Source organism: Embleya sp. NPDC055664, from assembly GCF_053618075.1.
The window spans coordinates 17259-38180 of sequence record NZ_JBSHGZ010000027.1 but is presented as its reverse complement, the minus strand read 5'-3'; the positions used below and the strand labels follow the sequence as shown (position 1 = coordinate 38180).

The window sequence follows — 20922 nt, the reverse complement described above, 5'->3', positions numbered from 1 at the left end:
ATACGTGGGACATCCATGGTCGCGTACACGGGCGCCGTCGACTCGGAAGCGTCGACGAGACGCTCGTGCGGGCACGGTCGTGGGGGTTGCGGAGGGGCCGTCGCGGGGGCGGTTTTCGGGACACGGTTTCCTCCGGGGGCGGGGACGTCAGGAGTGCCAGAGCCAGCCGGGCATGTCGGCGGGGAGGGGGTCGGGGCCGGACGCGGTGGCGAGGAGCGGCAGCAGCACCCAGTACAGGCCCATGACCGCGTTCATGAAGCCCACTCCCGCCAGGACCCGCAGCCAGGCGTGTGCGGGTCGGGCGAAGAGTTCGCCGCCGCGGAAGATGTGCACGGGACGGCCGCTGCGTTCGGCACGCAGTTGCATGAACGTGGGCATGCAGGCCATGGTGACGGCGCCGACGGCGACGCTGACCAGTGGTAGTTGGTACCAGTGGCCGCCGAACAGTGCCAGGTCCCGGTTGGCGACAGGCCAGGAATAGGCCCCGAACAAGACGATCAGGGTGCCCTCGATCAGCAGATCGGCGACCAGTCCCGTGATCAGCAGAGCCGGGATCAGGCGGGCCAAGCCCCAGTGGGGCTTCCTGCGCAGGATGGGGTGCAGCAGGAACAGCTGTAACCAGGGCCAGGCGATGATGGCGGTATACATCAACACCTGCGCCCCGACGATGGATTCGATCTGCCGCTCGGGGAGGGGGCCGTGCCAGCCCGGAACGTACGGTGCCCAACTGGTGATGTTCAGGGCGTACCGGTTGGCGGCCGCGTACTGGCGGTCCCAGCAGCTGAGGAAGCCGAGCCAGAAGGTGAAGGTACCTCCGATGATGAGGGCCGCGTTCCAGGAGACGTTGTGTTCCCTGCGGCTCTGCCGCCAGGCGACGACGAAGCAGAAGACGACGATGAGTATCGCCACGGCCTGCTCGGCCCAGATGAGAGCCGCGCGGTACGTGGGGATGGTGAAGTCCTTCGGGGCGCTGTGGATGTTGCCGGCGGCGAGCCACCGGGTGAAGATCGCGGTTTGGACGAGCACCGCGATGCTCCCGCATCCGGCCCACAGGGCGATGGGGCTGCGCCAACGTCGGGTGCGCGGTCCGGTGGTGCGCGCTGTCGCGTCGGGGCATCTGGTGGGCACGGGGACCTCCGGTTGGGATCGGTACGACCGTGTGGGCGGATGCGGTGGTGGTGTCGACGGATGGGTCGGGCGGCAGCCGGTACCGGTGGCCCTACGTGGGTGGTGAGGCCTATGCGGTCGACCGCCGAACGGATGACCACGCCGAAGCTCTCGCCTGCATTCGGGCTCTTCCTGCGAGTCCCGGGGGACCGGCGGCGAAGCCGCGTGAGGAGAATCGGCCGCGACGGTCGGCGACCGGTTGCGGCCCTCGCGGGAGTGCGTTCGGCGTCGGCGGGGATCGCCCGGTGTGTCATGTCAGTGGTCCTCCCGGGCGACGCGGAGCCCCATGGCGTCGAGGAGCGTGTCGGTGAGGGCGGCGGCGCTGGGTTTGACCCAGATGACGCCGGGTTTGAGTGCGAAGCCCAGGGCCTGTTGAAGGCGCTGCTGCAACTGGACGGCGCCGAGGGAGTCCAGGCCGAGGATGACCATGCTGGTATGCGGGCCGATGTGGCGACTGGTGCCGCCGAGTAGTTCGCGGACGGTCTCGGTGATGAACGACTCCAGGATTTCCCGACGTTCCGCGATGCCGTCGGCGTTCAGGAGTCGGTCGCGTACCGCGGTGGTGTCGTCGTCGCTTTCCTCGCCGGCCAGGAGGGGCGCGAGGAGAGCGGAGGAGCGCAGGGCCGGGTAGGGCGCGATCCACCGGGCGATGTCCAGCGGGGAGTAGGCCACGTGTTGATGGCCGGCCACCAGGATGCGCTCCAGGGCGTCGATGCCGTCGGCGGGGCTGATGGTGAGGAAGCCTCGGTCCGCCAGGTGCCGTCCGCGGCCGACCTCGCCCCACGCACCCCAGTGGATGCCGGTGGCGGGTAGGCCGTGGCCGAGGCGCAGGGTCACCAGGCCGTCGAGGAAGGCGTTGGCCGCGGCGTAGGCGGACTGGCCGGGGGCGCCGATCAAGGAGGCGACGGAGGAGTAGAGGACGAAGTGGTCGAGTTCCGTCTCCGCGGTGGCCCGGTGAAGGAGCCAGGCGCCCTCGGCCTTGCCGCGCCAGACTCGTGCGAGGGTTTCGTCGTCGAGGTTGGTGAGGGTGGCGTCCGCCACGACTCCGGCGGCGTGGAAGACGCCGCGCAGCGCCCGGCCCGTGTCGCCGGCTGCCGCGAGTGCCCGTGCGGCCACGGTCGAATCGCCGATGTCACCGCGGACGATCGTGACGCGGGTGCCCGCCGCGCGCAGGGCGCGCAGACGGGCTTCGGTGTCGGTGGAGGGTGCGGAACGTCCGCTGATGACGATCCGGCCCGCTCCGCTCCTTGCGAGCCATTCGACAGTGAGCAGGCCGAGGCCGCCCAATCCCCCGGTGACGAGGTAGGCCGCGCCGGGCCGGATCAGCGGTTGGGTCCTCGGAGCGGTGGTGACGCGGTCGGAGCCGGCGAGTACCTGCGTGATGTGGCGTCCGGCGGGTGACAGTGTGATCTCCGTGAGCGCTTGCCGCATGTCGAGCAGTTCGTCGACGACGCCGGTGTACGAGGCCCTGTCCGCCGTGAAGTCCACGGTGCCGGCACGGAGTTCGGGTTGTTCGTAGGCCACGGAGCGGAGCAGGCCGCGGATGGCGGCGGCAGCCGTCGGTGCCCGGCCCGCTTCGTTCAGGATCCACAACCGGGGCGGGGGGTCCCATGAGGTGAGCCGGTGTACGAGAGCGACGGTTCGGGAGACCAGGATGCGGGCGGCTTCGGCGGGCGTCCGGCCCGTTTGCTCGTCGCCCATGGCCAGGGCGATTCCCGTGCAGGGGGCCGGTGTGGCCGGGTCGGCGAGGGCGGTGGCGAGGGGAAGCAGACGGCAATCCGCCGTCTGCTTCCCCAGTTCCCGGGCGAGTTCGACGGGCCAGGCGCTCTGGTCCGTGGTGAGTACGGTCCAGGTGCCGTCGGTGGCGCGGGATCGGTTCGCGGGTGCGGGGGCAAGAACTTGTGCCTGGTGGAGGAGCCGGGCGGTGAATCGTTCTTCGGGTGGGGTGACGTTGGCGACGCGCAGGCCGCTGATCACGGCGACGACAGTGCCGTCCGCGGTGGCCAGCCGGGCGGAGGCCGTGCACCCCAGATCGTTCGCGGTGTGTACCCGTATCGCGGCCGTGCGGGTGTGGGCCGTCGGTCCGTAGACCCGCACCTCGTCGAATCGCGCGACCACCACCGGGCCCGGGGCGAGGGTGTAATGGGCGAGCCACGCCGAGACGGCGGTCTGTACCACCTGGTCGGCGAGGGCCGGGTGCAGGGACATGGTCCAGGCGGAGACCCGGGCGCTGTCGTGGGTGTGCAGTGTGGACAGGGCCAGGTCTTCGGTGGGGTGCACTCGGATGCGGTCGATCGCCGAGAAGGCCGGGCCGTGGAAGACGTCGTGCCGGTCTCGGAAGGTGCGGTGGAGGGCGGCGACGTCGCTGTCGCGCCACCGTTGGGGATCCGACTCGGTCGCGGTCAGCGGCGCGGGGTGATCGTGTTCGGGCAGTGGCCGCACGGTGCCGCGGGCGTGCACGGTGATGCCGTCGTCGCCGGTGGTCAGGATCTCGACGAACGCGGTGCCGTTGTCGGCGTGGTGGATCAGTCGGGTGGTGACCTGCGGCTCGGGATCGAGAACGAGCGGGCTCAGCATGTGCACGTCCGAGGCCGCGATCCGATCGGTGCCGAACGTGCGGGCGCCGGCGGCCAGCATCATCTCCACCATGCCGGTGCCGGGCAGCACCGGCACGTCGGCCACCGCGTGGTCCGCGAGCCAGGGCAGCAGTCGCGGGCCGACCGGGGTCTGCCACAGGTGGCGTGCGGGGGTGTCCGGGTCGCGGACGTGACCGCCCAGCAAGGGGTGCTGGGTTGCTCCCGGCAGTGCGGGGGCGACCAGACGGTAGGCGGGCTCGTCGCCGCCGTGGCGGGTGCGATGCCAGTCGGTGACGGGCACGTCGACGAGGTTGCCGTCGCGGTAGTGGGTGCCGAAATCGATGCCGTCGTAGCCGGCCGCGTGCAGGGCGCCGAGGTGGCTCAGAAATGCGTCCTGGTCGTCCGTGCCCTGCCGCAGGCTGCCGACAGCGACGGTATCGAAGGCACCGTCCGCGCCGGCGACGTCCAGGATCGGGCGTACCGCGAGGGGGTGGGCGCTGCACTCGATGAACAGTCGGTGCCCGGCGGCGAGCGCGGCGGAGACGGCCGTGTGGAAGCGCACCGGATCACGCTGGTTGCGCACCCAGTACGCCCTGTCCACGACGCCCGGTTCCAGCGGGTCGCGCGACACGGTGGAGTAGAAGGGGATCCGAGGGCGGGCCTCGGGCACATCGGCAAGTGCCGTGTGCAGTGCGGCGAGAATGGGATCGACCTGCGAGGAATGCGAAGCGACCTCCACGTCGATCGACTTCGCCACCACCGCGTCCGCCTCCCACCGCCGCACCAGGGCGCCGATCTGCGCGGCATCGCCGGAGACGACCGTGATCCCGGGCGAGGTCAGCACTCCCAGACTCACCCCATCGGCTCCCGCCGCGTCGATCGCCGCCTGCACCTGATCGGCGCCGAGCATCACCGAGGCCATGGCCCCGCCGGAGATCGTGGCCAGCAGCGCGGAGCGGCGGCAGATCACCTTCACCCCGTCGCGCGGATGCAGGCCGCCCGCAACCACCATGGCGGCGACCTCGCCCAGGGACTGGCCGATCACGGCGCGGGGTTCGATCCCCCAGGACCGCCAGACGGCGGCGAGCGCCACCTGGACGCCGAAGAGAGCGGGCTGGATACGCCGCAGCCCGACCAACCGCTCGGAATGTTCGATTACTTCGCGCAGCGAGAATCCGGCCTCCGCCTCGATCAGCGGCTCCAGTTCGTCGATGGCCGCGGCGAACACCGGCTCGCGCGTCAGCAGCCCTCGGCACATGCCGGGCCGCTGTGAACCCTGCCCGGTGAAGACGAACACCGGACCCGAGTGCTCGGGCGGCAGCAGCGGTGCACCCCAGACCACCCCGTCCGTTGTCTCCTGGGCCTCGAACGCACGGGTACGAGACGCCAGTTGCCGGTGGTCCCGCGCGACGACCGCCAGCCGGTGCTCCGCGTGCGAACGTCGCTGGGCCAGGGTATGTGCGACGTCCAGCGGCTCCATGTGCGCGCCGGGGCCCTCGGTCCAGGCGACGAGGCTGGAGGCGGCACGGGCCAGGGATTGCGGGGAGTTGCCCGATACTACGAACAACCTGGCCCGCCCCGCGGCGCGCTCGGGCCCGCGGGGTCGAGGATGCGAGACGGGGGCGGATTCCAACACCACATGGGCGTTGGTGCCGGTCACACCGTATGAACACACGGCCGCCAGCCGCACCACACCGTCCACCGGCCAGCGGGTGAGCTCGGTGGGCACGAAGAGCCGGGAGCCCTCGTCCCGCGAGATGGCGGGATTCCATTTCTTGAAGGTGGCGTTGGGCGGGATGGCCGCGCGGCGCAGGGACTCCACGGCTTTGATGGCCCCCGCGATACCCGACACGGGTTCCGAGTGTCCGATGTTCGTCTTGATGGAACCCAGGGCGCACCTGCCCCTGCCGCGTCCGTAGACGGCGTTGACGGAGATGTACTCGATCGGATCGCCGACCATGGTTCCGGGACCGTGGGCCTCCACCAGCCCGACCTCGCCCGGGTCGATCCCCGCCTTGGCGACCGCCTCGCGGAACAACTGCTGCTGCATCAGAGCGGAGGGCGCGGTGAGGCGGCCGGCCTGGCCGTCGTTGTTGACCGCGCTGCCCCGAATGACGGCCAGCACCCGGTCCCCGCCGCGTCGGGCGTCGGCCAACCGTTTCAGGACGAGCACGCCTGCGCCCTCGCCCCGTACGTAGCCGTCGGCCCGCGAATCGAAGGCGAAACACCCACCGGCCTCGGACAGCAACAAGGGGGCTTCGTAGTAGTGCGTCTCGGGCGAGAGCATCAGCAGCACCGCCCCGGCCAGCGCGGTATCGCACTCGCCCAACGTGAGTGCGCCGCACGCGCTGTCCAGGGCCACGAGACCCGAGGAGCAGTGTGTGCTGACCACCATCACCGGGCCGCGCAGATCCATCGAGAACGCCACCCGGCCCGCCGCGCCGGCGGTGAAGTTTCCGAAGAGATAGGGACTGTTGGGAGCGTCCTCGACCGGTCGGGCCTCTCGGAAGAGGTTGTCCGGCGCGTAGGTGCCCATGTACACGCCGGTGCGCGATCCACGCATCGTGTCCATCGGTACCCCGGCATGCTCGACGGCTTGCCAGGCGACCTCCATCAGCACCCGGAACTGCGGGTCCACCCAGCGTTGTTCCATCGGCGCGACGGAGAACGCCCCGGGGTCCCATGCCCACACGTCCCCCTCCAGGAAGCAGCCGTGCCCCGCTCGCGCGGCCAACTCCGGGTCGTGCAGGGCCGCCAGCCTCCCGGCATCCCACCGGTCCATCGGCACCGGGCCGGTCGTCCGTCGGCCCTCGGCCGCCAGGTTCCACAGCCCTGCCGCGCTCTCCACACGGCCGGGGAACCGGCAACCGATGCCGATGATCGCGATCGGTTCACGCTCTGATGCGGACATGGGGGTCCGTCCTGTCGACGATCGCGGTGCCGTGGCTCCGGCGAATGGCCGGAACGAACCGGCCGTTAAGAACCGGTCGCGCTCCAGCGTTTTCGTAAGCCTCGTGCCACCCGACGAGCGGCCGGAGATGGCAGACCGGCAGGGAGCGCGGGCACGGCCACCTCCCAGGATCCGAGCGGAAGGACACTGGCTCCAGTGCGCCTCGCTCGGCGTACACACGCCAGGGCGCGCAGGAGGCGCAGATGGGCGACAGGGGCACGGCGGGGAGATTTTGGGGGCGCACGCTGTTGAGCCTGGGGTGTCCGGTTGGTGTCTGAGGTGAGGCGTTACGAGGACGCCACATCGTGCGTGCGGTTCCTCCTGGTTGCCTTGTGCGCGTTCGTCGCGGGCTTCGTGATCGTGGTGGGGGGACCGGGCGTCCGTTCCCCCTGTGGCGGTCGTGGGTGTGGGCGCATCGGTGACGGTGTCGATGTTCTGGGTTGCGTTCGCGTGGTGTTGCGAATTCCGGGTGGTCTCGATGGCCACCCTCGTGATCGTCGGGCTCGCCGCGCTGCTGTGACGTTTCGAACACCCCTGTGCTCCGGGCTCTTTCGGGAGTTCGGAGCACAAGGGCGGGCGCCGGTGCGGGGTTCCTTCCCGGTGGGGTCCGATTCCGGGAGGGCCCCGCTCTCGGCTCCCGGCGGCGGACAAGACGGGAACCGGGCCGGTTCGCAGGGCCGCGGCCGGCCGCGACCCTGCGACGACGACCGGCACCGGCCTCGACTGGAGTCTTTGACCTGACTCCGCGCACGGGGGCTGGCACGTGGACGTTCCGCGCACTCGGCGCGGACCCCGCCGAGGTCCGGTTGACGTTCGCCCGGGACCGGTCCTTCTCATCGTTCACCTCCGGCGGCACGCATGCGAAGCCGATGTTGTGGCAGTGGCTCGGTGAACCCGACGAACGTCGTCTGTGTAGACTCCGTCGCGCTCCCTGACCGGAGGCCTGCGGGTGCGAGGAGGGGCCGGTGTTGCGTGGCCGCGGCCGGATGCGTGTGGCGCGTGGTTGGGGGCGCGCGGTGGTCGGACGCGCGGTGCCGGCGGGCGCGAGGCGCATCCGCGCACGGCGATCTGCGGCCGACCGCGCTCCCTGGCGCTGAAAGCCTCGGGCGTGCTCGTGATCGACGACGTGCAACGCATCGCCGCCCCCGAACTGGACTACCTCCGCCTCCTGGTGGACGCCCCACGACGCACACCAGTCTCGTGTCGTGCGCGGCGGGCACCGAACACGCTCCGGGTACGTGCTCCCGCCATGGCCTCCAGGATCCCGGCCCGGCGTCATCCCCGCGTCGACAGGCCCGAAGTCTTGGGCATGCCGGCCCTGTTCCGCTCTCTGTGGCACAGCGCGACCGACTCCGACACTCCCGCGACCCCCTCCGCCTTCACCGGGCCACCAGGGCGGCGACGACGAAACCGCCGACGGCAACTGGCTTCCGGGGCCGATGAACTGACGCCTGCTACCAGGCCGAGATCCCGTTCGCGACGGCACCCTGCCAAGGCTTCCTTCCGGTGTGCCCGTGGTGCCTGCATTTTCGCCGCGCAACCGGAAACGGCCCTGGGCAGCCGTGCACACCCCAGCCTGGATATGGCGCCACGCGGCGTGGACAGGCCGCCGATCCTCGTCGTTCCCGGCGTTTCGCCGAAAGATCGCGCGGGCGAGGGGGCGATGATGCCGAGTGACACGAAACACTCTCTTGGTGCCGGATGAGGTGGCCGTGGCAGAGCCGGTGGTGCTGTTGCACAACGCGCAGTTGATCGACGGCCGCGGGGGACCTCCAGTAGCCGACGCAGAAGACGGGGACGCTGGTTGTCGGCAAGGCCGCGGACGTCGTGATCACCGGGGTGGACCCCCTCACGGATATTGAAGCCCTCGGCGACCCGGCCACCATCCACGCCGTCGTCAAGGAAGGCCGTGTGGTCATCGATCGTGCCGGCGTCCTGGCCGGCAGCGGCCTGCCCACGCTTGTGCCGTGACTATTCCCTACTTCCGACAGACGGGTGTCATCGGTGCGTGTCGTTCATGATATGCCTTGAATGTCATATTTACGCACCAATCATGTCTCCATGTCGAGTCCCACGTTGCTGTCCCCACGACGTTCCCGCTGGTGCGCGCTTGCCGCAGCCGGTCTGTCCGCCGTCGCGCTGGTGGTGCCGGGAACCGCTTCGGCGGACCGGTCCGCGGTACCACGATCCGTCCCGACGCCGACCGCCGACACCTCCGTCATCACCGTCAAGGTCGGCGGCGACCGCACCGGCGCACAGACGGAGGGCCCGCTGGCCGGTGCGCGGCTGGCGCTGTTCACCGAGCCGAACAATGGCCCGCCCGTCGACGTGGTCTGGGCGGTGTGCACGTCGGACGCCGACGGGGACTGCTCGTTCACCGTCCCGGAGACCGGCAGCGGGCAGGCCAACGCCGGCCGTCGGTTCTGGGTCGGCCAAGTGCCGGACGGCGTTCCCGCAGGCTGGTACACCAACCCCCGGTTGCGGGTGGGCCCGGGGAGCGGCAGCAGTTCCCAAGACCCGGCGTACGTCTTCCGGACACCGGCGATGGCGGGCGGCACCACATACGCCTCGACGGTGCCGGCCCCGGACGGATTCATGTTCAGTTCGACGTACGGCACGAACTACACCGCGTCCGGCGGTGTCTGGCAGAACTCGCGGAACAACCCGCGGCTCACCGCGCACTGCGGTGTCGATGTCGCCCTCGTGCTCGACCTGTCCGCATCCGTCGGCTCCGCGCTCCCCGACCTCAAGGCGGCGGCGGACACGTTCGCCGACGCGCTCACCGGCACTCCGTCGCGGATGGCGGTCTTCTCGTTCGACCAGGCGTCGCCGGCCACCAGCGTCACTGCCAACCATCCCGAGCTGCAGTCGGTGTCGACGAGGGCCGGCGCCACCACCTTCAAGAACCTGTACCGGGACTGGACGCTCGGCAAGGGCACCAACTGGGACCAGGGCCTGTGGGCGGTCGCGCAGGCCGCCCGGCACTACGAGGCGGTCGTCGTGCTGACCGACGGCAATCCGACGCGGTTCGCGGACAACGCGCAAGGCGACGGCTCCAACACGCACTTCCGCGACGTGGAGAACGGCATCTTCTCCGCCAACGCCGTGAAGGCCGAGGACTCGCGCATCGTGGCGCTCGGCGTCGGCAAGGGTGTCGAAGGCGTGTCCGCGCTCAACCTGCGTGCCCTCTCCGGCCCGACTGCCTACAACGGCACCAACGCGGCCGCCGCGGACTACTACCAGACCGCGGACTTCGCCACCGCGGGACAGCAGTTGCGGGACCTCGCGATGGCGCAGTGCAGGGGCAGTATCTCGGTCGTCAAGCAGATTGTCCCGGCGGGCACCACCGGCGAGGACATCACCGGGGCGGTCAACGCCGGAGCCGGATGGACGTTCGGCGCCACCACCGCCACCGCCGGCATCGGTGGCATGCCGGCCACCGAGACGACAACCGACGACGGCACCGGCTCGGTGGCCTTCCAGCCGTCGTTCAACGCCGTCGACCACGGGGACTTCACCATCACCGAAACCCGGCACGCCGACCACGAACTCGTCACGCAGAATGGCCGCAACGCGGTCTGCACCGACCTCGGCACGAACCGACCGGTACCGGTCACCAATACCGGGACGACCGCGGCCCCCGGCTTCTCCGTCGGCCTCGACGCGAACCAGGCCGTCAGCTGCGTCGTCTACAACCGGGAGGCGCAGGCCGCCGACGTCTCCGCGGACAAAACCTGGCGCATCGACGGCAAGAACCATGCCCAAGGCACCCAGCCCGCCGGATTCGACGCGTGGCTCACCCTCACCGGACCCGGTACCGCGGGAGCGACCGCCCAGCCGTGGGGCACGCCGCGGATCGGCTACCAAATCGGCGAGCAGGTCACCGCGGACGAGACGGTACGCCTGGCGGAAGGCTGCACGCTGGATTCGGCGCGGGTGACATCCGTCGACGGTGCACCCGTGGACTTCCCGCTACCCCACACCGCCGAAGTACGGTCGGAACACCTGCGGATCGGCATCACGAACACCGTTACCTGCACACGCCCCACCCACACGCCGACCGCGACTCCGACGCAGACGGGGAAGCCGACACCGACGCATACGCATCCCACAACTCATCCGACCCCGACAGCCACGCCGACCACGCCGCCCACCACTGTGCCGTGCTCGGACACGCCGACGTGGCCGAGCAAGACGCCGATCCCTCCCACCTCGTCGACGCAGCCGCCGTCAGGGCATCCCACGTGGACGCGTCCGACCCGATCTCCGAACGCGACGCCGATGACCGCACACCCGACGCCGTCGGAATCCTCGTGGGCACCGCCGCCGGGACCCGGGACCGAGCCCGGATCAGGGGCGGGTAACGGACCGGGCACCGGGCCCGACACCGGCCACCTGGCGTCCACCGGCGCCCCGGCACCACTGGGTGCGTTGGCCGGATCCGCCGCGGTGTTCGGCGCACTGGGCGGTGCCGCAGTCATCCTGACCCGACGTCGGCGCGCCTGAGTCGCGGCGGAACGCAAGGGGGCTTTGGCGACGCGGGTGATGCGGAACCGTCAGCCGACGGGCTGTGCCGTCTGTGGCGGCACGGTCCGTCGGCGCACGTTCCACACCGCCGACTGGCTGATCGCGAGCCGCGAGCCGCGAGCCGCGATCACGGGAACCACAGCCATGTAGGCGGCCGAGGAGAAGCGAGGCACCGCGCCCATGGGTAGGCACGGGCGAACTGCCATGCGATCCGGGGAGCTGCCGCGCGGGCAAGCCGATGCAACGCTGTGCCCGGGTTGTCTTCCGGCCCGTCCCAGGACGGCCCGCGCAGGCCGCAAGACGAGAGGCAATGAGCTGGGTCGTGAGTCTGTCCTTCGAAGTCGGTGTACCACCCGTGCGGGGTGCGGTTCCGGCATGCCTCACAACTTGCCCCCGTCGATGACGACGCTGCTGCCTGTCAGGTAGCCGGCGGCGGGTGAGAGGCAGAAGGCGGCGAGGCGGCCGAACTCTTCCGGCCGGCCGAATCGGCGCAGCGCGATGTTCCGTGGAGTTTCGTGAGGTTCGAGTGGGGCGCCGTCGGTGGGAAAGCGTCCGGGCAGAAGGGACAGCACGCGTATGCCGCGTGGGCCGAGTTCCGCTGCCAGGCTCTTGGCGGCCATGGCGAGGCCCGGTCGAAGGCCGGTGGACAGAGCGAACCCGGGCAGCGGGATGCGGGCCGAGGTCGAGAGCAGGAAAGCGATGGCCCCGTGCTCGGGGAGCACGGGGGCGACGGTCCGGGCGCACCGCACCATGCTCAGGAACAGAAGCTCGAAGTGGTCGCGCCAGGCGGCATCGGTGGCGTCGAGGACGGTTCCACGTACGCTGCCTCCGGTGCCCAGCAGCGCGCCGTCGACACGCCCGAAGGCGTGGATGGCGGTGTGGACGAGCAGGTTCGGAGTCTGCGCATCCAGGAGGTCCGCGGCCAGTCCAGCGGTGTGTTGCGGTGCGGCGAGGCGGGCGACGGCTTCGTGGACGCGGTGCTGATCGCGGGAGCAGATCACGACGTTGGCGCCCTCGGCGACGAGGGCTTGGGCGGCTGCGAAGCCCAGTCCGGACGTGCCTGCGGTGACGATGTAGCAGCGTCCGGCGAGTCCGAGGTCCATGACTTCAGCGGTCCGGGGCGGCCGGGACGAAGCGGTGGCTTTCGCCGTGATGCCAGGGGAAGTAGTGCAGGGCCCAGCGGCGTTGGCAGTTCACGTACAGGGCGAGCGCCGCGGCCAGCGACCGGAATTCCTCCTTGGAGCGGATGGCCGGCAGGATCCGGTAGGCACGGTGCAGGAACGCGTGCAGGTTGTGGAATCCGCAGTGCCCGAGGAAGTCCGCTTGCATCACCGTTAGGCGCGGCAGCATCGCTCGCAGCGACCCAACGGTCACCTGCGGATCGAATGTGGCGGCAACCAAGGGGTTGAGAGTGGTGGAGCCGAGCAGGCGCAACTCCCCGTTCACGTAGACAAGGGTGGAGAAGTACTGGCCTCGGCTGCCCAGCGGGATGCGGCCCGTGTGCAGGTCCAGCAGGTCGCGGGGCGGGGTGAGCCAGATGCGGGCGGTGTGCGCATGCAGGTCGTCCATCAGGGCTTGGGCCTCGGGATCGGCTATCTCCGGCTGGCGCGGGAGATGCCACGGTGCGTCTGGCTCTCCGTGCCGGGATACGCGCGTCTCGACTATCTGTTTGGTGTGGTAGACCGCCTCCCAACACTGCTCGGCCACCTGACGAAGCGTCGGCAGGTCTTCCTCGGAGACCTGGGCGATGCGGGCGCAGACGGTGGGTTCGAGGAGCGGCGCGTACTTGATGAGGAGGTGTTGGAGCCGGGAGAGATAGATGCTCCCGTCGGGAGCCCGGCTGCGGTCCTCCGGATTGGTGTGGGGAGCGTGGACGGGTTTGACACTCGGTGTCAAGTGGTAGAAGTGGCCGTCGGCCACGACGGCGTGGCTTTGGACGCTGCGATACGGGAGCATGTCCCACCAGACCAGGGCAAGTTCGGGGTTGAGGTCCTCCGCGAGGGTGGCGGTGACTGCGGCGCCCAGGCCGGGCCAGGCGATGTCCACGCGCTTCATGCGGTCCTCCGGCAGATCGAGGGCGGCTGTGGTGTCGGCCGGTGCCGGCTAGCGGGGATGCGGCGGGTCGAGGATCGCAGGCACTCGGTCCGGGCCTCGGAAGACGCGAGGCCGCTCGCGAGGCGGGGCTGCCGTGCTCTCCGCCAGGCGGGCGTTCGGAAAGCGTCCGGCGAGGGCGTTGAGGAGCGCGTCGCCCAGGCTGTGCACGAGCGGTGCTCCGATGCAGCGGTGGGCGCCCAGGCCGAACTGCACATGCCGGTTGGGGCTGCGCAGCCAATCCGCGCGGGTCGGGCCGCGGAAGACGGCCGGGTCGCGGTCGGCGAGAGCGAGCGAGACGATCACGATGTCACCGGCGGCTATCGGGGTGCCGGCCAAGGTCAAGTCGGTACGGGCGAACCGCCATACCCCGCGCACGATCGGACCATCAAGCCGCAGATACTCCTCGACGGCGGAACGCCGAATAGCCGGGTCGCGGCACAGATGCGCCCACCCGTCCATGGCGAGGACACCCAGGAGCAGGGTGCCGAGGAAGTCGGCTGTGCTCTGGCGGCCCGCCACATACATCTGCAAGACCACGTCCGTCCACTCGTCGGATGTCGCGGGCGGCCAATCCTCCGCTGTTCCGTCCGAGAGCACGTCGCACTGCGGGCGGGGGCCTCGGCGTCTCGCGTCACCGGACGCAGGACGAGCGGCAGCCCGAATATGACGCTGGAGCGTTACGCGCGCCTCGGCGATCCCGGCCCTGACGGCGTCCCCGTCCAGCGGCCGGACCAGGTTCTCCGCCTGGGACCGAAGCGTTTCGTTGGTCTGGTGTGGCAGGCCGAGGAGTCCGGCGACGGGTTCCGCACAGAGTTCCCTCGCGCGCCGGTCGAACTCGGGCAGTGTGCGTCCTGAGAAGGCGCGCAGCGCGGCGGCACGGAGACGGGTGTGGTCCGGGGGGTCCTTGTCGATCAGCCCGACCCGCATCGGCGAGATGTGCGGGGCCAGGTCGGGATGTACGTTCCGTTGGTCGCTGCCGAGTTCCGGGGCGTTCAACGCGGCCACGGCGGCGGAGTGTGTGGTGGTCCACCACACGTTGAAGCGTCGGTAAAGGCGCACCCGCGTTACCGGACCCGAGAGGCGCAGCCGTTCCAGCAGTGGATAGGGGTTGTCCATCGAACCCGGGTCGTCGGGCAGGTGGTGGACCGGGCAACGCGGGTCGGGGCGCCGCTCCGGCCTACTGGGGTCCTCCGAGTGCATGACGCGGTCCTGTCCTGGTGCGCGTCGAGTCCCCGGCCCGGTGGTGGCGGGCGGGCGTCGGCAGCGCGGGCTCGCACTGTGGGGAACGTCGGAGCGGAGCCGTTGCTCGGCACGATGGACCCGGCGAGTCCGGCTCAGTCGATGGTAAGGGTGGCGATGCTGTCGATCCTGGACACGGTTCCGAGGCCGAGTGTGCAGGCGAGGACGTCGGTTGAGGGTGCGACGAGTTGGTAGACGACGGTGTCGCCGGTGAACAGGCCGGAGGTCACGGTGCCGGTGACCGTGGTGGTGAGCGCGGCGGCGGCGAGGTTGACGGTGCGGGTTCCGCTGACGACGGTGGTCGCCCCCGTGTTCCAGGTGAAGCTGATGGTCGTCGGCGCGGTGTTGAGGAGGGTCAGGCACGAGTAGGACGGGATGGTGACGCTGTGGACCGTGACGGGGGCAGAGTTGATGGTGGGCACGCTCAGGGACGTGCACGTGTTCAGATCGCGAGTGATCGTCACGGTGGTGCCGGCAGGTGTGAGGCTGAGCGGTGGCGAATACGTGGAGGAGTCGTTGCTCGGCACCGTGCACAGGACGTCTCCCACGGTCGCCTGGGCCGTCGGTGCGGCCATGATCGGTGCTGCGGCCAACGCCAGGACGCTCAACGCGCTGATGACAGAGTTCCGCCTCATTGACGAGCCTCCTTCATGAGATTGGGAGCGTCTCAAAGCCCGGGATGGCCAGCCAGTGTCCATTCGGCCATATGTTCCCGCTGCTGCTGTCGACTCCCTCCCTGCGGTGGGCATGCGCATTACGCACCCCCACCGAGCCTCGCACGTCGGCTGTGGGCCCTTCCCAATTCGCCGCGCCCTTCGGACAATCGGGCACGGGTGCATGTGATGGCGGCCTGGACCCTCGTCCGACCCGCGGCGTTGGAGCTCGTGGACGATCCGGCGGGCTCTCCACCGGGGATGGGCCGGCCGCAGCTCGCAGATCGCCGCCTCGACGTCCCCGCCGATCCGGGTCGGCGACGTGGGGGCGGCGGGATCGGCCCATCCGGGCTTCCAGCCCGCCCTCGTCGTCCCGCGCGGTCCAGGCGTACACGGATTGCCGGGAGGCTCCCGCCTGCCGGGCCACCGGATCGCCGCCCTTCACCGGCATGACCGCCCGATACCGGTGCCCGGTCAGCCGGCGGCGGTCGTCGACAGCGTTCTCATCCCGCTTCTCACCCACGTTTGGCTCAACGACACGACGCTGTCAAGGATGTGCTCGGACCGTCCAACATGTCACAGGACTTCCGTGCCCGACATCTCTTGGGACTTCACACCAGCGGGGATGTCTCAAGGCCGCCGGCGGGGACGATCAAGTTGCCATGGACACGAGCGGCCTGAACGGATGATCTCGACCGGCGAACGGGTTCTCGACGGGGGCAACTGACCCGACCGGATGGTCGAGGCGGTGCCGGACGTCCGTCAGATGCGGATCATCTTCCCGGCACCGTCCGTGGCCCGGCGCATCCCGGACCGGTCCGCCGTGTTCCTGATGTCGCCACTCGCCCGCGAGGTGGTCCCGGCCCTGACCGAACCCGCCGCCGCGCGGGACTACGACCGGCCGCCCGTACCCGTCTCCGGCGGGTCCTGTCCGAAGACGCGGCGAACAACGCCCCGTTGGCCGAACCGGGCAGGGCCGTCGGGGTTCCCGCACCCCCCGGCCGACTTCTGTCCAACGAACTCGGCATGAGCTTTCACGAGTGGCGCACCCGACTACGCGTCCACCGCGCACTTGTACTGCCGGCCGAGGGCCACGGCACCACCCGAACCGCCCATGCCTGCGGCTGGGCCGACCCGAGCGGCTTCATCGCGGCGGTGACGAACATCATCGGGTCGATGCCGGGGCGATACCGGGCGGGGAGGCGAACTGCGTTGCGCTGAACGAGACTTCGGCGCGCGCGTACATTTCGATGCCCGGGCCGCACCACGCTCGTGCACGTTCCGTGACAGGTCATGACGTGACCCGTCACACCGCCCCCGACCGTCGATACTCTCGGTGCGTCCCGAGTCGACGGTGCGTGCCGCGAGGGCACGATCTCGGTTGGTTACGGGCCTCCCTGAGCACGTCCGTTCGGTGATCGCTCGATCGTCAATGGAAGGAACGTGTACTGATGAAGCGTCTGTCCCGCATCGTTTGCGTCGGTGTCCTGGCCGCCGCCGCACTGTCCGTCGGTGTCGACTCGGCCATGGCCGCAAGCTCGACGACCTCGGGGGTATCCCACTACGGAGGCAAACCCCGCAGGTGCGATGCCGAGTACACCGCCGCCTACTACCACGCCATTCAGGAAGGCTGGGGCGACCTGCTGGCCCGCGAATACGCCGACATGGTCTACGAGGGCTGCGGCTGATCGTGCGACGTGCGGGGGACGCGTCGAAGGAGGAGACCGCGCACGCGGTGGCGTCCGCAGTTGCCGGTCGGAAGCCCCGAAGCCACGGCTCGACGACTGCTCCGATGCCGCAGGGTCGTGCCCTCCGTCCCTCGACGATGGCGTTGCGCAGCGCCGCATGCGCGTGGGTGCCCGGTTCCAGGGCGGCGAGTCGGGTGAGGTTGCGGTCGGTGGCGGCGCGCAGGCGCGTGTGTGTCGGTCATGCGATGGGGCCTCCGAAACGGGTGTGCGTCGGACGCCGGGGGGCCGTGGAACGAGGGGTGGAGCGATCGGCCCGGGGCGGGGCCGACCTTGGTCCCTTCCACCCCACGGCTCACCCACATCCCGTCGGGGCGGGCGGGATCGAACGCGCACGGCCGGCACGGGCCCTCGTCCGGCACCGTGCGTCCCACGCCGCCGGGGTCACGGTGCGTGGGACGCACCGACCGACTCCCACGATTCCTTCCTGTGGGCGGATCGGGTGCACGTCGGCGCCGTCGTCGACGGTTTTCGAGTGTGGACGCCGTTCCTGCGGCCGGGGTTCTCCGGCGCGGTTCGTTCTTGGACCTCGTGGTCACCGCCTGCGGCGCGATCGCTTCGCGCGCGTGTGCCGTCGTCTTCTCCCGTGTCGTACCCGGTCTCGAACGGTCCTTGCGGGCCTGCGTGTCTGTTCGGCTGTGCGCGTTCACGCACGGCGGGGCCGGGGGTGGGCCGTTCGACCTGCGGTCGTGCCCCATACAGCGACGATTCTCGCCCGGTCCACTCCACCGGTGCGGATGCACCGAAGTCGTGGCCGGCGTCGCCTTGTTCGCCCGTGATCGGCCGACGGGAAACCGCTTGATGCGGACAAGGGAGTCGCGGCTACGATGCCGGTCATGTCCAGCCTCTCGGTCCCGTACGCCGATCTGTCGAGCACCGACCTGATCGTTGACGTCGTGTACGAAGGCGGCCTCGGCACCGGGTTCGGCGACGGCCCGATCCACAAGATCCTGCCGACACAGAACCGCGGGGGGGTTCCGGCGAGGGGTCCATCCCGCCACCCGAGGGGTCCTGCCGGGCAGCACCCTGTTTGCCGTGCTGTACGTCAACCGGAGCCGGCCGGAGTGGTCCGACGCCGTCGACACCTTCCGTGGCACGGCGGTCTATCACGGGGACAACAATCGACCGGGTCGTGACCTGCACGAGACGCCCCACAAGGGCAATGCCTTCCTCCGCGACGTGTTTCGCGACGCCGCCGGCGGCCGACAGGGCCGTGAACGGGTGCCCCCCATCCTTCTGTTCGAGAAGGCGAAAACCCGGCTGGACGTCCGCTTTCGCGGCCTTCTCGTCCCGGGAACCCCTGCAGTGCCCGTCACCCGGGCACTGCAGATCGTCGAGTGGGGGACTCCGCCGAAAACCTTCCGAAATTACGCGGCGACATTCACCATCCTCGACGTGCCCGTGGTCGAACGCCGATGGATCCGGGAGTTCGGCGAGGCTCCCCAGGTCGGGTCCCGTGCCGAGGAGGCGGGGGACCCGACCCGGGGTGATCAGCGGGAGCCGACCAGCCGGGGTGCGGCCGTGGCCGGGGCAGGGACGACCTCCACCACCGGCTGCCGGTCGCGGCCGAGCAGGACCAGCGCCCAGGCGAAGCTCGCGAACGAGGCCACGTTGGCGATCGCGCGGGCGATGTTCCACGCGACCCACTTGTCCTCGAACGCCGCCCGAACCGCCGCCACATCGACCCCGTCGGGGCTGCCGGCCGCCGCCAACTCGTCGTTGAGCGGCACGTTGAAGCCCACCGTGATCAGGAACATCGCGGCATAGCCCGCGAACCCGGCGAGCAGCCAGGCCCGGAACGCACGATCGCCGCTGCGCCGGTTCGACACCACCGTCGCCGCCGCGCAGCCGAGCCCGCCCATGAAGCTGGTCATGAACACCGGGTTGACGATCACCTCGTTGATGTTCCGCATCACCTCGACGAACGCGTGGTCGTCGCTGCGCCGCAGGCCCGGCATCACCGAGTAGGCGAACCCGGCGAACAGGCCGGCGTTCAGCCCGGAGGTGACGGTGGCCGCCACGAGGGTGGCGACCCGCAGCCGCCTCACGAGGCCTCCGGGGTCCAGATCCCGGCCGCGGCGGTGGTGCGGGCGTAGTCGGCGAAGTCGCGCGGCGCACGCCCGAGGACCCGGTGAACACCGTCCTCGAGGTGCGCGTTGCGGCCGTCGAGCACGGTGGTGAACAGGTAGGTCACGAAGTCGATGTCGCCGGCCGGCAGACCGGCCTCCGCCAGCGCCTTCGCGTACTCGTCCGCGCCGACGGGCACGAAGCCGATCGGGCGCCCGGTCGCGGCGGCGATCTCGGCGACGGCGTCCGCAAAGGTGAGCAGGCGCGGGCCGGTCAGTTCGTAGAGCCGCCCGTGGTGTCCCTTCTCGGTGAGTACGGCGACGGCGACCTCCGCGATGTCGTCGGCGTCGACGAAGGGCTCGCCCACGTCGCCGACCGGCAACACCACCTCCCCCTCCAGGACCGGCTCGGCCAGGAAACTCTCGCTGAAGATCTGGCTGAACCAACTCGCCCGCAACACCGTCCACGGAATACCCGAGTCGGCGACGATCTGCTCACATGCCTGCGCCTCCGCCTCGCCCCGCCCGGACAGCAGCACCAGGTGCCGGATGCCCGCGCTGATCGCGGTCTCAGTGAAGGCGCGGATCGCCTCAGGTGCGCCCGGGACGGCCAAGTCCGGCTGAAAGGACACGTAGACCGAGTCCACGTCCATCAGCGCGGCGGGCCACGTCGCCGGGTTCTCCCAGTCGAAGGGCGGGTCCTCGCGGCGCGAGCCCACCCGTACGTCGAGATCGCGGGCGCGGAGCAGGTCCACGATTCGGCGACCGGTCTTCCCGGTGCCCCCCAGCACCAGGATTCTGTTGGAACTCCCCGTCATTTCAAGTCCGTTCGTGTGGAGAAGTAGGTGCCTCCACGATCGTTCGGGCGCCGGCCCGGAACAATGCCTCCTTGATCAACTATCGTTGAGCGGCGCGCAACGATGGGGGCGGGGGCCTGATGGAGCGGTACGAGATCGAGGCGTTCCTCACGCTGGCCGAGGAACTGCACTTCGGCCGGGCGGCCGAGCGGCTGGGGGTGTCCACCGGCCGGGTCAGCCAGATCATCCGCAAGCTGGAACGCCGGGTCGGTGCGGCCCTGTTCGACCGGACCAGCCGGCTGGTGTCGCTGACCACCATCGGCGCGGGATTCCACGAGGACCTGCGGCCGGGCTACGAGCAGGTGCGCAAGGCGCTGGATCGGGCCGTCATGGCCGCGCGCGGGTTCGAGGGCCCGCTGCGGGTGGGCTTCGTCGGGGCCGCCGCCGGGGGATTCGTGCTCGAGACGGCTCGCGCGTATCGTGCCGACCACCCTGCGGGCGAGGTGTCCATCCGCGAGCTACAGATCGACAACTCGTTCGTCGACCTGCGCGAACACCGTACCGAGATGGTGCTGAACACCCGGCCCATCGTCGAACCGGACATGGTCGCGGGACCGGTCCTGTGGTCCGAACCCCGATACCTGGCGGTCTCGGCCAAGCACCGGTTGGCGACCCGGACGGAGATCGATCTGGAGGACCTGGCCCGGGTGACGCTGCTGCGCTTGCCCGAGAACGCGCCGCGGGCGATCGCCGAGGACCGGGTGCCCTCTCGTACTCCGCTGGGGCGGCCGATCGCGCACGGGCCGCGCGTGGCCTCCTTCCAGGAGGTGTTGACGATGGTCGGGGCCAACGAGGGCGCGTTCCTGGTCGGCGGCCAGGTGATCCGCTTCTACACTCGGCCCGAGGTGGCCTACATCCCGATCGGCGACGCGCCGCCCGTGGAATGGGGTTTCGTCTGGCGCGCGTCGCACGAAACCGCCCGTATCCGGGCCTTCAACGAAAAGGCCCTGGCACTGCGCTCGTCCCGGCGGCGGGCGACGGGGGCGGAGGCTGGTCCGGACGGGGGTCGCGGGGCATGATCGAACGCACGAACTCGTATCCTGCCGAG

Annotated in this window: 14 protein-coding genes and 1 pseudogene; 7 read left to right on the top strand and 8 right to left on the bottom strand. The window is 70.3% G+C overall.

Annotated features, from left to right (window positions below; all coding sequences use genetic code 11):
- Positions 1 to 147: 147 nt before the first annotated feature.
- Positions 148 to 1128: a spirocyclase AveC family protein gene (locus ACWGR4_RS33165; protein WP_452129713.1), complete on the bottom strand. Its 981-nt coding sequence runs from the start codon at positions 1126 to 1128 to the stop codon at positions 148 to 150.
- 294 nt (positions 1129 to 1422) lie between these two features.
- The gene (locus tag ACWGR4_RS33160) at positions 1423 to 6654 is read right to left on the bottom strand and encodes a type I polyketide synthase (protein ID WP_452129712.1); all 5232 of its coding nucleotides are present in this window, start codon (positions 6652 to 6654) and stop codon (positions 1423 to 1425) included.
- 430 nt (positions 6655 to 7084) lie between these two features.
- Here ACWGR4_RS33160 and ACWGR4_RS33155 point away from each other — a divergent pair, with 430 nt between their 5' ends.
- The 3 genes from ACWGR4_RS33155 (at position 7085) to ACWGR4_RS33145 (ending at position 11199) form a co-directional block, all read left to right on the top strand.
- The gene (locus ACWGR4_RS33155) at positions 7085 to 7213 is read left to right on the top strand and encodes a hypothetical protein (RefSeq protein ID WP_452129711.1); all 129 of its coding nucleotides are present in this window, start codon (positions 7085 to 7087) and stop codon (positions 7211 to 7213) included.
- A gap of 1307 nt (positions 7214 to 8520) precedes the next feature.
- Positions 8521 to 8664 (top strand): hypothetical protein, encoded by a 144-nt coding sequence (locus tag ACWGR4_RS33150; protein ID WP_452129710.1) that lies wholly within the window; start codon positions 8521 to 8523, stop codon positions 8662 to 8664.
- A gap of 90 nt (positions 8665 to 8754) precedes the next feature.
- A complete protein-coding gene (locus tag ACWGR4_RS33145; RefSeq protein WP_452129709.1) occupies positions 8755 to 11199 on the top strand; it encodes a vWA domain-containing protein in 2445 nt (814 codons plus the stop codon).
- A gap of 401 nt (positions 11200 to 11600) precedes the next feature.
- Here ACWGR4_RS33145 and ACWGR4_RS33140 read toward each other — a convergent pair whose 3' ends face one another.
- From ACWGR4_RS33140 to ACWGR4_RS33125, 4 genes are all read right to left on the bottom strand, one after another.
- Complete coding sequence (locus ACWGR4_RS33140) at positions 11601 to 12323, bottom strand: SDR family oxidoreductase (protein ID WP_452129708.1); 723 nt, start codon at positions 12321 to 12323, stop codon at positions 11601 to 11603.
- A gap of 4 nt (positions 12324 to 12327) precedes the next feature.
- Entirely contained in the window at positions 12328 to 13275 is a 948-nt protein-coding gene (locus ACWGR4_RS33135; RefSeq protein ID WP_452129707.1) for a cucumopine synthase-related protein, read from the bottom strand.
- A gap of 48 nt (positions 13276 to 13323) precedes the next feature.
- Entirely contained in the window at positions 13324 to 14514 is a 1191-nt protein-coding gene (locus ACWGR4_RS33130) for a cytochrome P450 (RefSeq protein ID WP_452129706.1), read from the bottom strand.
- Positions 14515 to 14648: 134 nt separating this feature from the next.
- Positions 14649 to 15188 carry a hypothetical protein gene (locus ACWGR4_RS33125; RefSeq protein ID WP_395797665.1) on the bottom strand — a complete coding sequence of 180 codons (540 nt, stop codon included), beginning with the start codon at positions 15186 to 15188 and terminating at the stop codon, positions 14649 to 14651.
- A 1044-nt stretch (positions 15189 to 16232) separates the two neighbouring features.
- Here ACWGR4_RS33125 and ACWGR4_RS33120 point away from each other — a divergent pair.
- The 3 genes and pseudogenes from ACWGR4_RS33120 to ACWGR4_RS33110 all read left to right on the top strand — a co-directional run.
- Complete coding sequence (locus ACWGR4_RS33120; RefSeq protein WP_452129705.1) at positions 16233 to 16427, top strand: helix-turn-helix domain-containing protein; 195 nt, start codon at positions 16233 to 16235, stop codon at positions 16425 to 16427.
- Between the two features lie 230 nt (positions 16428 to 16657).
- A complete protein-coding gene (locus ACWGR4_RS33115) occupies positions 16658 to 16894 on the top strand; it encodes a hypothetical protein (RefSeq protein WP_395797671.1) in 237 nt (78 codons plus the stop codon).
- 945 nt (positions 16895 to 17839) lie between these two features.
- Positions 17840 to 18388 (top strand): annotated as a pseudogene (locus tag ACWGR4_RS33110) (hypothetical protein); the annotation flags it as partial.
- Positions 18389 to 18441: 53 nt separating this feature from the next.
- On the opposite strand, the gene ACWGR4_RS33105 reads toward ACWGR4_RS33110, so the two are convergent.
- Positions 18442 to 18999, bottom strand: coding sequence for an anthrone oxygenase family protein (locus ACWGR4_RS33105; protein ID WP_452129704.1), 558 nt, complete (start codon positions 18997 to 18999; stop codon positions 18442 to 18444).
- Positions 18996 to 19835 (bottom strand): NAD(P)H-binding protein, encoded by an 840-nt coding sequence (locus ACWGR4_RS33100; RefSeq protein WP_452129703.1) that lies wholly within the window; start codon positions 19833 to 19835, stop codon positions 18996 to 18998. The genes ACWGR4_RS33105 and ACWGR4_RS33100 overlap by 4 nt, the downstream gene beginning before the upstream one ends.
- 119 nt (positions 19836 to 19954) lie before the next feature.
- Between ACWGR4_RS33100 and ACWGR4_RS33095 the strand changes: the two genes are divergently transcribed.
- Positions 19955 to 20893, top strand: a complete 939-nt coding sequence (locus tag ACWGR4_RS33095) for a LysR family transcriptional regulator (RefSeq protein ID WP_452129702.1) — start codon at positions 19955 to 19957, stop codon at positions 20891 to 20893.
- The last annotated feature ends 29 nt before the right edge of the window (positions 20894 to 20922 follow it).